14 protein-coding genes are annotated in these 13630 nt (G+C 64.7%); 9 read left to right on the top strand and 5 right to left on the bottom strand.

The window, feature by feature from the left end; translation table 11 throughout:
- The first annotated feature begins 72 nt into the window (after positions 1–72).
- Positions 73–708, top strand: a complete 636-nt coding sequence (locus tag O4N75_RS08920) for a TetR family transcriptional regulator (protein ID WP_269629000.1) — start codon at positions 73–75, stop codon at positions 706–708.
- On the opposite strand, the gene O4N75_RS08915 is transcribed toward O4N75_RS08920, so the two are convergent.
- The 3 genes from O4N75_RS08915 to O4N75_RS08905 form a co-directional block, all read right to left on the bottom strand.
- Positions 705–2456, bottom strand: a complete 1752-nt coding sequence (locus O4N75_RS08915; RefSeq protein WP_269628999.1) for an ATP-binding protein — start codon at positions 2454–2456, stop codon at positions 705–707. The genes O4N75_RS08920 and O4N75_RS08915 overlap by 4 nt on opposite strands.
- Positions 2453–3880, bottom strand: a complete 1428-nt coding sequence (locus O4N75_RS08910; RefSeq protein WP_269628998.1) for an MFS transporter — start codon at positions 3878–3880, stop codon at positions 2453–2455. The genes O4N75_RS08915 and O4N75_RS08910 overlap by 4 nt, the downstream gene beginning before the upstream one ends.
- 330 nt (positions 3881–4210) lie before the next feature.
- Positions 4211–4435 carry a hypothetical protein gene (locus O4N75_RS08905; RefSeq protein WP_269628997.1) on the bottom strand — a complete coding sequence of 75 codons (225 nt, stop codon included), beginning with the start codon at positions 4433–4435 and terminating at the stop codon, positions 4211–4213.
- 198 nt (positions 4436–4633) lie between these two features.
- Between O4N75_RS08905 and O4N75_RS08900 the strand changes: the two genes are divergently transcribed.
- Complete coding sequence (locus O4N75_RS08900; RefSeq protein ID WP_269628996.1) at positions 4634–5866, top strand: FAD-dependent oxidoreductase; 1233 nt, start codon at positions 4634–4636, stop codon at positions 5864–5866.
- Between the two features lie 66 nt (positions 5867–5932).
- On the opposite strand, the gene O4N75_RS08895 is transcribed toward O4N75_RS08900, so the two are convergent.
- Positions 5933–6124, bottom strand: a complete 192-nt coding sequence (locus O4N75_RS08895; RefSeq protein WP_269628995.1) for a hypothetical protein — start codon at positions 6122–6124, stop codon at positions 5933–5935.
- 756 nt (positions 6125–6880) lie between these two features.
- Here O4N75_RS08895 and O4N75_RS08890 point away from each other — a divergent pair.
- Positions 6881–7132: a hypothetical protein gene (locus O4N75_RS08890; RefSeq protein WP_269628994.1), complete on the top strand. Its 252-nt coding sequence runs from the start codon at positions 6881–6883 to the stop codon at positions 7130–7132.
- Between the two features lie 29 nt (positions 7133–7161).
- Here O4N75_RS08890 and O4N75_RS08885 read toward each other — a convergent pair whose 3' ends face one another.
- Complete coding sequence (locus tag O4N75_RS08885; protein WP_269628993.1) at positions 7162–8430, bottom strand: TCR/Tet family MFS transporter; 1269 nt, start codon at positions 8428–8430, stop codon at positions 7162–7164.
- 703 nt (positions 8431–9133) lie between these two features.
- On the opposite strand from O4N75_RS08885, the gene O4N75_RS08880 reads away from it, so the two are divergent.
- The 6 genes from O4N75_RS08880 (at position 9134) to O4N75_RS08855 (ending at position 13583) form a co-directional block, all read left to right on the top strand.
- Positions 9134–9658: a helix-turn-helix domain-containing protein gene (locus O4N75_RS08880; RefSeq protein WP_269628992.1), complete on the top strand. Its 525-nt coding sequence runs from the start codon at positions 9134–9136 to the stop codon at positions 9656–9658.
- A 31-nt stretch (positions 9659–9689) separates the two neighbouring features.
- Positions 9690–9869, top strand: a complete 180-nt coding sequence (locus O4N75_RS08875; RefSeq protein ID WP_269628991.1) for a hypothetical protein — start codon at positions 9690–9692, stop codon at positions 9867–9869.
- 586 nt (positions 9870–10455) lie between these two features.
- Positions 10456–11049: a GbsR/MarR family transcriptional regulator gene (locus O4N75_RS08870; RefSeq protein ID WP_269628990.1), complete on the top strand. Its 594-nt coding sequence runs from the start codon at positions 10456–10458 to the stop codon at positions 11047–11049.
- On the top strand, positions 11042–12469 hold the full coding sequence (locus O4N75_RS08865) for a cytochrome ubiquinol oxidase subunit I (RefSeq protein WP_269628989.1): 1428 nt from the start codon (positions 11042–11044) through the stop codon (positions 12467–12469). Before O4N75_RS08870 ends, O4N75_RS08865 begins: the two co-directional genes overlap by 8 nt.
- Positions 12466–13467: a cytochrome d ubiquinol oxidase subunit II gene (gene cydB / locus O4N75_RS08860; protein ID WP_269628988.1), complete on the top strand. Its 1002-nt coding sequence runs from the start codon at positions 12466–12468 to the stop codon at positions 13465–13467. Before O4N75_RS08865 ends, cydB begins: the two co-directional genes overlap by 4 nt.
- Positions 13467–13583, top strand: a complete 117-nt coding sequence (locus O4N75_RS08855) for a DUF2474 family protein (protein WP_267231365.1) — start codon at positions 13467–13469, stop codon at positions 13581–13583. The genes cydB and O4N75_RS08855 overlap by 1 nt, the downstream gene beginning before the upstream one ends.
- Positions 13584–13630: the final 47 nt, after the last annotated feature.

Below are 13630 nucleotides of genomic sequence, written 5' to 3'. Positions count from 1 at the left end.
TTCGGCCGCCTGCCCTACGAGCCGCCGCTGGCATGGCCTGACCGCTGGCTCGGCTTGATGTAGAAGATTGGAATGACTGATCCTTCTGCGCTTGCCCGCCCGCTTCGTCGGCGCGACGCCGAGGCCACCCGGGCGGCCATTCTCGAAGCGGCCAAGCGCCAATTTGCGCGGGCGGGCTATGACTGCACCCTGCGGGATATCGCTGGCGAGGCTGGCGCTGATGTTGCACTGGTGAAGCGCTACTTCGGAGGCAAAGAGGCGCTGTTTGTCGCCGCTCTGAAGGCGTCGTTCGGCGCCGAGGATCTCCGGGAGTGGAATCGCGCGACCATCTCGCGCGAGATTGCTGTGATGCTGGCCGACAGTCCCCATGCCGACGAAGCGCGGACGGACCGATTTCAATTCCTGCTGCGCGCGGCCACAACGCCCAGCACCGCGCCGCTGCTCAACGTGCTCATTCAGGAGCGCTTCCTGGGTCCCATCCGCAACTGGCTGCATGGCCCGGCAGCCGACGCGCGCGCTCGGGTGTTCGCAGGGACGTACATCGGTTTTCTGGTTGAGCGGCTTATCCGCGGTGAGGCGCTTGAGGGCCGTGAACGCGAGGTCTACATCGATCTTGTAGCCGCAAGTTTGGAGCGCTTGATAGCCCTGCCCGACGTGGCGCCTGATCAAGCCCCCAGCGAGGGCCCGCAACCAGCCACCAAGACCTAGCCGCCGACCGGCCCGGCCTCGTGAACATGCTTGCCTGCTGCGGCGCTCGCGCCTCCGAGGGCGGCGCTCATGGCTTCGACCAGCAACGCAAATTCCAGCGGCTTGGCCACGCAGCCGCTCATCCCTGCAGCGACGTACTCCTCGATCTGATGAGACATCGCGTTTGCTGTGAGGGCGATCACCGGTGTGGGCGGGCGCCCAGCGCGGGCTTCTTCGGCCCGGATGAGTGCGACAGCTTCCAACCCGTCCATCACCGGCATTTGGATATCCATGAGGACAAGGTCCCAATCGGCCTGCCGCCAGGCCTCCACCGCGGCCCGCCCGTCGCCCGCGATGATCGGCTTGATCCCCAGCGGCTCCAACATCAGCCGGATCACCTCCTGGTTCACGGGGTGATCTTCGGCGACCAGTACCCGCAGGCTTTCAAAGTCGACCACCGTCGAACTGGGTGGCGCCGGCTCCTCCAACGGATCGGCCTCAAACGGGAGCGGCAGCCACAGTCGAAAGGTGCTGCCAATGCCAAGAACACTTGTCGCCCAGATACGCCCTCCCATCAGCATGGCGAGTTCCCGACTTATGGCGAGGCCAAGGCCCGTCCCGCCGAACTCCCGGGCCGTACTGGCGCTGGCCTGTTCATAGGAGTCGAAGATGCTTTCCAACCGATCGGCTGGGATGCCGATCCCGCTGTCGGAGACGGCGAGCTCCACCCCGCCGTCCAACACCCGCGCGGTAAGCCGAATTTCGCCGGCCTTCGTAAACTTCACCGCATTGGACAGTAGGTTGGTGAGGATCTGGCGGGTCCGAGTTTCGTCGCCAAGCCAACGGCCCGCGATGGCCGCGTCAAGATCTGCGCATACGCCCACGCCCGGGCCAGCCGCTGCGTCAAAGGCCAGCGCCAGATCAAGCGCGAGTTGCTCGAGGTCGAAAGGTCGAACGTCGAACGTCAACTTGCCGGCCTCGATTTTGGATATGTCGAGGACGTCATTCAGGAGCGAGAGCAGCGCGCGCCCCGATCGATTGATCACTTCCAGGCGCTCGCGCTGCTCGTCGGACAGCTCACCGGAAGACATAATCTGAGCCATGCCGAGCACGCCGTTCAGCGGTGTGCGGATTTCGTGACTGACCTGGGCGAGAAATGCGCCTTTGGATGCGCTCGCCGCCCTTGCTGACTGCAGCGCACGCAGAGCGACGCCCCGAACCGCCAGAGCTGCGACAAAGAGCAAGGTGGCCGAGAGCGTCAGCGCACACAGCATAGCGGCAGGCGCCCCGGCCCGAGCCGCCGCCAGCACCACCGCAAGCGTGCCGGCGAAAGTCGGAGCCGCCGTGGCCCAGAAGATTGCCGGGGACGTCCCGCTTGCGGCGCAGGCGTTGAGCAAGGCGCCGGCCAGGAGCCAGACACCACAAACCAGCAGCCAGCTGTTCCCGCTCAGGATGGCGGCCGCCCCAAGGGCGGCCAGCACTGTGCTCCCCAGTGCGACTAGCACCACGCCGCCGATGACGGCCTGCTCGCGCGACATGCGCTGGGCTCGGCGCGTCCACGCCACTTCGGCCAGTTGCAACAGGGACCACGCGACGTACCAGCCGACCGTCAGGGGCGCCCCCAACGAGGGACCGACGATGCAGGCGATCAGCACGCCGATCACCAGTCTGAGCCAAAGCTGACGAGACCGGCCAGCCATGGCTTCAATGAGATCGGGCAAGGCCGCCCCGCCCCACTGCGCGACGCCGTCCTTGCCGGGCTGGGTCATGTCTTGGATGGAGGTGGAACGGCGACCGCGGCTTCCGCCGTCACGCTCTCGAGGATCGGGGGCTGATCGAATAGCGCATCGCGCTCATCTAGCTGGCGACGGATTTCAGCATGCCGCTCGGCTCCGAGGCCGTAGCCAATCATGCAGGCCCCGCCCAACATCACGAACACGACAGGCCCCACCAGGAACACCAGCTCAAGGTTTCTGATGGCGTGCGCCGTATTTTGTGCGCCATCGGCGGCGTTGTAGCCGACCTGGGAAAGGACCAGGAAGGTGAGCCCGATGGAAAAAGCGCCGGCCACCTTGGTGGTCATCGTGGTGATCGCATAGAGCAGGCCGGACCGTTCCTTACCCTTCTCCAGGCGGATCTCGTCGGCGATGTCAGCGGTCATCGCGCGAGTCAGCACGTTGAACCCGGAGGCCATGATTCCAGCGAACACCAGCGGAATGGCGGCCACCGCCAAATTCCCCTGAGGGATCGCGATCAGTGAGATGAGCGTCAGCGAATAGCAGGTGGTGGCGACCATCACCGCGCGATGCTTTGAAATCTTCATTGCGAGCCGCCCCATCAGCGGCGCCCCGACAATCCCAGCCAGGATGTAGATCGCGAGCAGAATGCTCGCCTGCCCCGTCGTGAACCCTCGACTGTCGGTGAAGAAGAACAGATAGGTTGCGCTCATCCAGCCCGGCCCCAGCGCCAAGCAAAGGTCCGCCAGGAGGATTCGCGCGAACGACGGCCGCGCGATCAGCGCGCCGTAGTCGCGCAACCGAAAGCCCTCCCCATCCACCTCGGGGGCGATCTTCTCTGGCGTTCGCCAGACGACGAGCGCGACCGTAATGGGCGCAAGCAGGATAATGAGCCAGCCCATCATCGCCACGTTGCCGACGTCGGACACTGCTCGCGCCTCGTTGACGATCGGAATCGCCAAGACGCTGGCGGCGCCCAGAACGCTGATCGCCGCGATGATGCCGAAGACCCGCGAGCGATCATTGTAGTGGGGCGCAAGCGTCGCCGCCCATGCTGCATGCGAGAGCGCTAGGATCGAGTTGCCCAGATAGAGAACGAGGAGCCAGAAGATTAGGTAGGTCCGGCCGACGCCTTCGGGGGGCATAAAGAGGAAGTACACCCCGAGCATCAGGATAGGCGCGCCCAGGATCGTCCAGAGGCGATAGCGGCCGAGCGGCGTGCGGGTTTTGTCCATCGACCAGCCAAGAAGGCCGTCAATGGGAATATCGATCATGCGGACAATGAAGAAGGCCGAGCCGATGACCGCCAAGTCCACGCCCAAGTGGCTGGCGAAGTGTCGTGGCAGGTAGACCGACATCGCGATGCCCACCGCCGCGACCGGCAGACTGACAGCGGCGAAGGCCAATGCGGTGAGCAAGGGCACCTGGGAGGAGCGGGCTGAAGCAGCCTTGGTCATCGTTGCGTTACTTCCCCACGATTGACGCCTGGCGTTTGGCCGGCGTGCTTTGATTGTTGTCGCCGCGGCGGGTTCGCCGCGGCGATGGGCAGGTCGCCTCAGTGGTCCCGCTGCGGCGCCCCTGCCGCCTGGGCGCCAGACGGCCCGTCCCCGGCGTGCTGCAACACCAAGGGACGGGCCTCAGCCCCTGGGACGCGGAGCTGCTCGCGGCCTCCCCGCCGCGATTGGGACGAGAAGGATTCGAACGACGTTCCACAACTGGTCGAACGCCCATTTCCTGCGCTGGGTGCAGGGCTCGCGTTTCAGCTCGCTCGTGTGGACCGAGCGAACCTAGGCAGCGGGTTCGGCGCGGCCTGCCGGCCACAGCTTCATTCGCTCAGCGTCCCGCCAAAGCTCCATGCGCCGACCATCAGCAAGACCCTCAGCGTGCTCGATCGCCGCCTCCAGCGAGGGCATCGGCAGGTCGATCGCATCCGCAAGGTGATCGCTCGCCGTCAGGAAACAGAGTCGGAACTGGATCATTGCGTCCCACAGGTTGCGTTGGTGCTCGTTCACCGAGCCGGGCTAGCAGGCGGGATCGAACAACATTCGAAAAGCGTCGAATTGGCACGCCCCGGAACTCGACTGACTGCGGTGGCTGGCAACTGCTCGCCAGCCACTGAAATGAACATGTAGGGAGTGATTTTACGTTTTGGTTGGAAGACAATACCACGTCGTAATATTACCCATCCGCTCGAGTCTTTGGGGGACAGAATGTGTGACCATTCAGCTGCGAGAGTCGCGATCCTAGGGGCGGGGCACGCGGGCGGCGCCTGCGCGGCCCTACTGAGGCAGTACGGACACAAGGGGCCAATCGTTCTCATCGGAGACGAACCCATTCCCCCGTACCAACGGCCGCCGCTCTCCAAGGCCTGGCTGAAAGGCGAAGCGGACGCCGAGAGCCTCGCGCTCAGGCCCTTGGAATTCTATTCCGAGAACGACATTACCTTTCACAGCAGCACCAGGGCCGTGCGCATTCATCGCGCCGACAAGCTCATCGACTGCGCCGACGGCTGGGTCATCCCCTACGACACGCTCGTCATCGCGACCGGCGCCCGCCCCATCGCCCTCCCGATCCAAGGCGCCAACCTGGCGGGGGTCCGGTTCTTGCGGACGGCCGAGGACGCCGAGGGCCTGAAGGCTTCGCTAGCTCCAGGCAAGACGATGGTTGTGATTGGCGGCGGCTACGTCGGTCTTGAGGTCGCCGCTTCCGGACGGAGCCTTGGCGTTGAGGTCGTCGTGATCGAGCGCGAACCACGCGTCCTGGCTCGGGTCGCCAGCGAGGCGTTGTCAGACTTCTTCACCGACTATCATCAACGCAAGGGCGTGCGCTTCGAAGTCGGCTGCAGCGCTGAGGCCTTTGTGGGCCGGAATGGTCGAGTGGAAGCCGTTGTTCTGACCGATGGCCGAACCCTTCCGTGCGACATCGCGGTCGTAGGCATCGGAGCTGCTCCCAATCAGGAGATCGCCTCCGAAGCAGGGCTCGACTGCGCCCGGGGCATCATCGTCGATCTCGAAGCGCGGACGAGCGATCCCGACATCTTCGCTATCGGCGATGTCACTCAGCGTCCATTGCCCCTCTATAACCGGAACTTCCGCCTGGAGAGCGTTCCAAACGCCCTTGAGCAGGCCAAACAGGCGGCCGCCGCGATTACCGGCCGCGCCCCGCCGCGAGCAGAGACGCCGTGGCAGTGGTCGGACCAGTACGATCTGAAGCTGCAGATCGCTGGCTACCCCTTCGACGTCGACGACTTGGTCGTTCGGGGTGACCCGCAGTCCGGCAGGTTCGCAGTCTTCCACCTCAAGGAGAACCTGGTCCAAGCGGTCGAAGCCCTCAATTCTCCTCCCGAGTTCATGATGGGCAAGAACCTGATCGGTGGGCGACGTCCCGTTAACAAGGGAAGGCTTGCGGACATCAGCATCCCGATGACCGAAGTCGCCGAATAGGCGCGCCAAAGCTAGTGAAATGGGGCCAGGTCAACCTGCCCCCATTTCGACAACGAGTTCCCGTTGTTACTCGACCTCGAACTTCACGCCGGCGTGCTCTTCCAGACGCGAGATCAACTTGCCCCGGAGTGCGGCCCCAGGCGTCCATATTCCACCGGGCGTCTCAGTGGAGTTCACCAGACAGATGGCGGTCTCGGCGAGCATCTTGGATGTTGATCCATAGCCCGGATCCTTGTCGCCCTTGACGGATACCCGCACCTTTCGGCCATCGTCGCTGGTTCCAATGAAGAGCAGGTCGAAGTACCCAGCGTCCCTCTGTTCTTTGGTCGGCCCCTCCCCAGGCTTGGGTCCGCCCCCGGGCAGCTTGCCAAGATCGGCGCATCCGCTAGATGCATGCCGACGGTAGCGCTCGTTGCGGCGCAGGAATTCCCACGCGAAGTCCGTACGCCGAAGGGTTGGCATGATCGAAACGCCCCGCCAGTGGGTCCTCGAACACAATCAGATGCGAGAAACTACGAAATCCGGAGGCGAGGACGGGATAGTGGGGCTCGACGCACCATCTGCGCGGTAATTTGGCGCGCGGCGCGCCATCCGCATGCACGGCTAGCTCGTCCCGCTGCCGCAATTCGCCTTCCACTTGCCTGGATCAGCGCCAGATGTCGACGCGTGCAACGAGCAGGGCCGCGAAGTGATTTGAGACGCGCTCTTCAACGCAGACAGCCGATCAGCTTCTCGTCAGCCGCCCGACTGCCTCCGCAACGGTTTCAATGTTCCTATTTTCGAAAGCCGTTCGAGGCGTTTCAACCCACCTGCGCGAGCGTCTCCCGCGCACTTTCATTAACGGTGAACGGCACTCACGCGTTCGCGTACTTTAGTAGTTTTCTTTCCAGTCCCGGGGCGCGGTGCCCGCCATTCACGGCGGGGACCGCGCCCTTCTTCTGCCAAGGGCCCCCGAGCTCTGCATCTTGCGTTGAGTTCCGTGTTCCACGCACAAGAGCGCTTCCCCGCCAACCAATGATCCACAGCAACAAGATGTCCCCGCGTCACCATGCCATGGTCGAGGCCAAGAGCCTTTGCCGCACGCTGCCAAGCGCCCCCTCCCCCCGTGAGCGCGCACAGGCCATACTGACGCTGTTGATGCGGGTCGAGACTTGGTCGCCCGCCCAGGAAGCCAGGATCATCGCTTTCAGCGATTGGCTGGCCACGCGGCCCCACGACGGGGTGCTGAGAGACAAGTGCAAGCAACTTCTCGCCGGCCTCAGCTGAGAGCCGTCGCAATGCGGCCGCCCTCGTCCCTAGGCTTCCTTCTCAGGAGGTTGCGCCTTCCAGAAGGCCAGCAAGACGGCAGCGACCATGAGGCCCGACGCCACGTAGAAGGCCAGCCCTGGAATCGATGAGATGGTCTCGTGGCGAACTGACCAAGCGAACACCATCCCAAAGATCATCGGCCCGGCGATCGAAGCGACACCCATCATACTTTGATTGGCGCCCTGCAACTGGCCCTGCTCCTCTGGCCGGACCAAGCGGGTCATGAGCCCCTGTAGACCAGGCATCAGGAATCCCTGCAGCGCCTGCAGAGCCGCGCCAACCAGGAACACCCATCCGTTCGCCATGGCGCCGTACCAGGCATAGCAAGCCGCGCCGGATACAGCCCCGAGCAAGATGGCGTTCCTCAAGCCAATCCGAGCGACGACGGGCCCGACCAGGACCATCTGAACAAAGACCCCAAGAACCCCGATCAGCAGAAAAGCGGCGCCCTCCATGCCGGTCGACCAACCGTAGCGGTGGGCGGTGTAGAGGACATAGATCGTGGGCAGGACCATTTGAGAAAGCTGGAAGAGAAAAGCCACGCCCGCGAGAGGAAGCAGGTCCGAGTGCGAGCGGAGCAGCCTCAAGGCGCCCAGCGGATTGGCCCGGCCCCACTCAAACCGTTTGGCGCGTCGCTCCTTCGGCAGCGACTCCGGCAAAACGAGCAGGCCATAGATCGCATTGGCGAAGGTAATGACGGCCGCGGCAATGAACGGTAGTCGCAGCCCGTACTCGCCCAGTAGCCCCCCGATCATCGGCCCCACGATGAAGCCGATGGAGAAGGCTGATGCCATCAGGCCAAAGGTCTTGGCGCGCTGATCTGGCGGTGTGACATCGGCGAGATAGGCGTTGGCGGTCGACATCGTGCTCGCCGTCGCGCCATTGAGCAGCCGTCCGGCGAGCAGCCACCAAAGGTTCGGCGCATAGGCCATGAGAAGGAAGTCCAAGCCGAGCCCGAAGAATGAGATCAACAGCACCGGCCGCCGCCCAATCCGATCGGACAGCATGCCGAGGAGCGGCCCGCAAAAGAGCTGCATCACACCCCAGCTGGTCGCGAAGAGCACGTTCCACTCAGATGCCGACGAAGTGTCGCCGCCGGCCAGCTCCCGAATAAGGTTTGGAACAATCGGCAGCATGATCCCGAACGAGATCGAGTTCATGAGAGCCGACGCGAAGATGAAGCCGAAGGCGGCCTGGCGCGGCGCCGAGCCTCTCGCCGACTGGCTCACCCCACCGGCGCTAGTCAAATCACCCATCCAAACTCCCCCCAGGCCACGTCATGGGGCTCAGGTGCCCTTGTCGCGTGCGCCAAATGTTCGGATCAGCCGCTGCTGCCGCCGCCGTACATCTCGCGGATTCGAATTGCGTTCGACAATCCGATCAGAATTCCCCCGCCAGAGCGCTTGTGAAACTCCGTTCGAAGCTTTCGAGATCTTCTTACCGTCAGTCGGGCGGGGTCGGGACTTGCTCCCGATCTCGTTCGGCCTGCTCGGCATTTTCTCCTTATTTCACTTTGGCTCCGCTCCCTGCGGGCGGAGCCAACTTTTCGACAGCGGCGAAACTCGCTCTACGTCCGTGCCGGGCGCGCCTTTTTTGGGCGCAGACCGCGCCAGTTTCCGGCGCAGCAAAATTGAGGTCGACGCGGCGCTCAGCGGAGCACTACTCAGACGACGTTGCTGGCGAGCGAAACGCGGGTCAAGCTTGCAGCCCGCTCATGCGCGCCAGATGATGGAGGCGGCGGGCGCCGTGAAGCGGCCGACGTTCAAGAGCCAGGGGCGACTCAGTCGCGAGGCGGCGAGCGCTCGGCGAGATAGCGGGCTTCGTGCTGCGAAGATTCCAACGCCCGCCCCCTCACTACCGCCCCTAGGTAAAGACGCAGAGAAAAATACAACTATACTTTGAGTCCATGCGCGCAATGCGCGAGGGTATCTATCCTCGAACGATGGCGGGCGGAGGGGTATGGACGACGCGACCCCAGGCAATGGTCTTAGCCAGGACGCCCTGCTGGCGGCCGCTCTGCGCGCCGTACGCCGGGCGCGCGGCATGCGCGCCACTGACGTCGCGCTAGCGATGGGCCTTCCCCTACGCACCTATCAGCACTTCGAGGAGGGAACGGGTCCGTTTGACCTTGAGAGAATTCGTCTGTTCTCGGAGGCGACCGATAGCGACCCGTTCGCCATTGTCGCCAGTATCTGGTTGCGGTCGCCCGAGTTTGCGGTTCGCTCGATCGACAGCAAGCCAATGGTGGTCATGATGCTGGCCCTGAGCCCATTCCAGGAGGAAATGGGCGACGACTTGGTGTTGATCGAACCGCGTGTCTGGTGGGGCGGGTTCAGGCGCCTGTTTCAGGATCTGACGGAACATGTTCGCAAGCGCGACCTCACGGCCGAGACGTGGCTTGATGAACAAGCCGGGCGATTGGGCCTGCGCTCAACCTTTCTTCCCAAGGGCCGGCGCCGCCACACAGGGGATGGCCAAGACTGACAATGGCTAAGCTCGGGCGCATAGTCACTGCATGGAGAATCGCTTCGCCATCCGGCCCGACCCAGGCGGCTTCAGTGTCTACGACCTGACGACCGGCGAGACGCTTATGATCGCGATGGAGCGGCAATCTGGCCTGTCGCGGGAAGACGCGGAGCATACCGCTACGGTCTTCAATCGAGGGGCCGACCTGCCAGCCCAGAAAACGCACTAGCACCGGTCGAACGGTTGCGCCTGCTCGCCCGTGCGCCGCCGAGGCTCTGCCCAGCCGCGACCTAGATTTGCGCCGCAGGCGAAAGCCCCTCCATCAGCCGCTGCAGTATCACCTCGACACCTCGCGGCCGCACAGGTCCAGAAAGTCGCCCCGGCGCGCCGGCGAGGTCCGTCGGCTCCTCCACGTCCGAAGTTTGCATTCGTACTTCGGACCGTGGGGCAGACCGACCAGCCTGACAGGACCAACTGTTCTCCCAGTCGGTCCAGTTCTGGAACTACCGACAGAGGCGCGAACAAACGCGAAAAACTGCGAGAACATTCGCGAACTAGCGGCGCACAAGACACGCCGTAACACTTTGATTTTTAAGCGAATTCCGTCCAGTCCATCATCGGGGCGACGGATAGGCGGTAGCTGTCGCGATGTTCGGTTTGCATGGCCAATCGGGTCGCTCGGAGCGGCTGTCGTCGTGGCCACTTAGTACAGCCGGCGGCCGCTTTCCACCCGCGCGGCGTTCGGCCGCCGCGCGGGGCATTGACCCAGCGTCATCGATTTTCTAATTTTCAGGAATTCCTGAAAGTTCATTAAAATGAATCTCCCCCCGCTTACCCAGGCCTTCGTCCTCCACTTCGGAGAGATGGGCAGCCGCTGGGGCATCAGCCGCACGGTCGGCCAGATCTACGCCCTGCTGTTCCTGGCCGAAGAACCACTGAACGCCGACGACATCACCGAGAAGCTCGGCTTCTCGCGCTCCAATGTCAGCATGGGCCTCAAGGAGCTGTCGTCCTGGCGGCTGGTGAGGCTGCAGCACAAGCCCGGCGACCGCCGCGAGTACTTCTCGACGCCTGAGGACATCTGGGAGATCGTGCGCATCCTGGCCGAGGAACGGCGCAAGCGGGAGATCGACCCGACCCTATCGATGCTGCGCCAGGCGCTGGTCGAAACGCCCGCGACCGAGGGCGAACGCCACGCCCAGGCGCGCATGGCCGAGATGCACGGCCTTATCGAGCTTGTCACCCGCTGGTCGGAGGACATTCAGAAGCTCGAGACCCAGACCCTGATCCAACTGCTCGAGGTAGGCTCCAAGGTGCAAAAGGTTTTCGAGATCAAGGACCGATTGAAGGTCGTCGCCGGCGGCAAGTCCCGCCGCCGCGCCAAGTCCGAGGGCCAGGCCGATGTTTGACGACATCAGCGCGCTGACCCTGGCGCGGGCCCAGTTCGCCTTCACCGTCTCGTTCCACTTCATCTTCCCGGCCTTCTCGATCGGCCTGGCCAGCTACCTGGCGGTGCTCGAGGGGCTGTGGCTCAAGACCGGCAAGGAGGTCTATCTCAACCTCTTCAAATACTGGCTGAAGATCTTCGCCCTGGCCTTCGCCATGGGCGTCGTCTCCGGCATCACCATGTCCTACCAGTTCGGCACCAACTGGTCGGTGTTCTCGGACAAGGCCGGGCCGGTGATCGGCCCGCTGATGGCCTATGAGGTGATGACCGCCTTCTTCCTGGAGGCCGGCTTCCTGGGCGTGATGCTGTTCGGCATGAACCGCGTGGGGCCCAGGCTGCACTACGTGGCCACCCTGGCCGTGGCGATCGGCACCTTCATCTCCGCCTTCTGGATCCTCTCGGCCAACAGCTGGATGCAGACTCCGCAGGGCTTCGTGATGAACGCCGCCGGCCAGTTCGAGCCGGCCGACTGGTGGGCGATCGTCTTCAACCCGTCCTTCCCCTACCGGCTCGTGCACACCGTGCTCGGGGCCTATCTGACCACCGCCCTGGCGGTCGGGGCGGTCGGGGCCTGGCACCTGCTGAAGGACAAGACCAACGCCGGCGCGCGGGTGATGTTCAACATGGCCATGGGCATGATCGCCGTGGCCGCCCCGATCCAGATCTTCGCCGGCGACATGCACGGCCTGAACACCCTGGAGCACCAGCCCGCCAAGGTCATGGCCATGGAGGGCCACTTCCAGAGCCATCCGGACGGCGCGCCCCTGATCCTATTCGGCCTCCCCGACGAGAAGGCCGCCACGGTTCATTCCGAAATCTCGATCCCCAAGGCCTCCTCGCTGATCCTCAAGCACGACCCGAACGCGCCGCTGGCCGGGCTCGACACCGTGCCGCGCGAAAACTGGCCCCACGTGGCTATCGTCTTCTGGTCGTTCCGGATCATGGTCGGCCTGGGCATGCTGATGCTGGCCCTCGGGGCGGTCAGCCTGGTCGCCCGCGTTCGCCGCAAGCTCTACGATTGGCCCTGGCTGCACCGCTTCGCCCTGGTCATGGGGCCGGCCGGCTTCGTCGCCGTGCTGGCCGGATGGGTGACCACCGAGGTCGGCCGCCAGCCCTTCACGGTCTACGGCCTGCTGCGCACCTCGCAGTCGGCCGCCCCGCTCGACGCGCCGGCGGTCGCCGCCTCGCTGCTGGCCTTCGTGGTCGTCTACTTCATCGTGTTCTCGGCCGGCGCCGGGTACATCCTCAAGCTGATGAGCCATCCGCCCCATCCGGGCGAGCCGGGCCTGGAGCCGACGCCGGACCACCCGGTCCGCACCGCCGGCATCACGCCCGCGCCCGGCATCACCGTCCACCGCGCCAGCGAGGGAGACGCCTCGTGACCCTGGACCTTCCCTTCATCTGGGCCTTCGTGATCGCCTTCGCGGTCTTCGCCTATGTCGTCATGGACGGCTTCGACCTCGGCATCGGCATCCTGTTCCCGACCTTCAAGCCGGGACGCGAGCGCGACTCGGCGATGAACTCGGTCGCGCCGGTGTGGGACGGCAACGAAACCTGGCTGGTGCTCGGCGGCGGCGGGCTGATGGCCGCCTTCCCGCTCGCCTACGCCCTCGTGCTGCCGGCCCTCTACGCGCCGATCATCGCCATGCTGCTGGCGCTGATCTTCCGCGGTGTGGCCTTCGAGTTCCGCTGGCGCGATCCCGATCATCGCCGATTCTGGGACTTCGCCTTCACCGCCGGATCAGTGGTCGCCGCTTTCGCCCAGGGCGTGACCCTGGGCGCGCTCCTCCAAGGGATCACCGTCGAGGGCCGCCAGTACGCCGGCGGCTGGTGGGACTGGCTGACCCCGTTCAGCCTGCTCACCGGCGTCAGCATCGTGGTCGGCTACGCCCTGCTGGGCGCGACCTGGCTGGTGATGAAGACCGAGGGCGCCATCCAGGCCCACATGCGGCGCATGGCCGGCTGGCTGGGCGCGGCCACGATCCTGCTGATCGCCGTCGTCAGCGCCGTCACCCCGTTCCTGGAGGGCGCCTATTACGAGAACTGGTTCGCCTGGCCGAGCGTGCTGCTCACCGCCCAGGTGCCTCTGCTGGTGCTGATCGGCGCGGTGCTGTTCTTCCGTAGCCTGCGCAAGGGCCATGAGCGCTGGCCCTTCCTGCTGGCGCTGGCCCTCTTCGGCCTCAGCTTCGTCGGGCTTGGGGTCAGCATGTTCCCCTATGTCGTGCCCGGCGCGGTGACCATCTGGGAGGCCGCAGCCCCCGACTCCAGCCTGCTGTTCATGCTGGTCGGCGCCTCGGTGCTGATCCCGATCATCCTGGCCTACACCGCCTACGCCTACTGGGTGTTCCGCGGCAAGGTCGGCCACGAGGGCTATCACTGATGGCCGCCCCCTCCCCCGCCGCCTGGCGGCGACTGGCCTGGTTCGTCGGCCTCTGGCTGGCTGGCGTCCTGACCGTCGGCGCGGTCAGCTACCTGATCCGCGCGTGGCTGCTTTGATGAGGGGCCCTCGCACCCTGCGCGTATCTGTCCATGGGCGGGGCTCC

It is taken from the genome of Phenylobacterium sp. NIBR 498073 (assembly GCF_027286305.1).
Taxonomy (GTDB): domain Bacteria; phylum Pseudomonadota; class Alphaproteobacteria; order Caulobacterales; family Caulobacteraceae; genus Phenylobacterium.
This window is presented reverse-complemented; position numbering and strand designations above follow the sequence as displayed.

Excerpts from the sequence above, each read along its gene's own strand:
- O4N75_RS08855 (WP_267231365.1), top strand. The coding sequence starts at position 13,467 with ATGGCCGCCCCCTCCCCCGCCGCCTGGCGGCGACTGGCCTGGTTCGTC.
- O4N75_RS08910 (WP_269628998.1), bottom strand. The coding sequence starts at position 3,880 with ATGACCAAGGCTGCTTCAGCCCGCTCCTCCCAGGTGCCCTTGCTCACC.
- O4N75_RS08915 (WP_269628999.1), bottom strand. The coding sequence starts at position 2,456 with ATGACCCAGCCCGGCAAGGACGGCGTCGCGCAGTGGGGCGGGGCGGCC.
- O4N75_RS08920 (WP_269629000.1), top strand. The coding sequence starts at position 73 with ATGACTGATCCTTCTGCGCTTGCCCGCCCGCTTCGTCGGCGCGACGCC.
- O4N75_RS08900 (WP_269628996.1), top strand. The coding sequence starts at position 4,634 with ATGTGTGACCATTCAGCTGCGAGAGTCGCGATCCTAGGGGCGGGGCAC.
- O4N75_RS08875 (WP_269628991.1), top strand. The coding sequence starts at position 9,690 with ATGGAGAATCGCTTCGCCATCCGGCCCGACCCAGGCGGCTTCAGTGTC.
- O4N75_RS08865 (WP_269628989.1), top strand. The coding sequence starts at position 11,042 with ATGTTTGACGACATCAGCGCGCTGACCCTGGCGCGGGCCCAGTTCGCC.
- O4N75_RS08880 (WP_269628992.1), top strand. The coding sequence starts at position 9,134 with ATGGACGACGCGACCCCAGGCAATGGTCTTAGCCAGGACGCCCTGCTG.
- O4N75_RS08885 (WP_269628993.1), bottom strand. The coding sequence starts at position 8,430 with ATGGGTGATTTGACTAGCGCCGGTGGGGTGAGCCAGTCGGCGAGAGGC.
- O4N75_RS08870 (WP_269628990.1), top strand. The coding sequence starts at position 10,456 with ATGAATCTCCCCCCGCTTACCCAGGCCTTCGTCCTCCACTTCGGAGAG.
- O4N75_RS08890 (WP_269628994.1), top strand. The coding sequence starts at position 6,881 with ATGATCCACAGCAACAAGATGTCCCCGCGTCACCATGCCATGGTCGAG.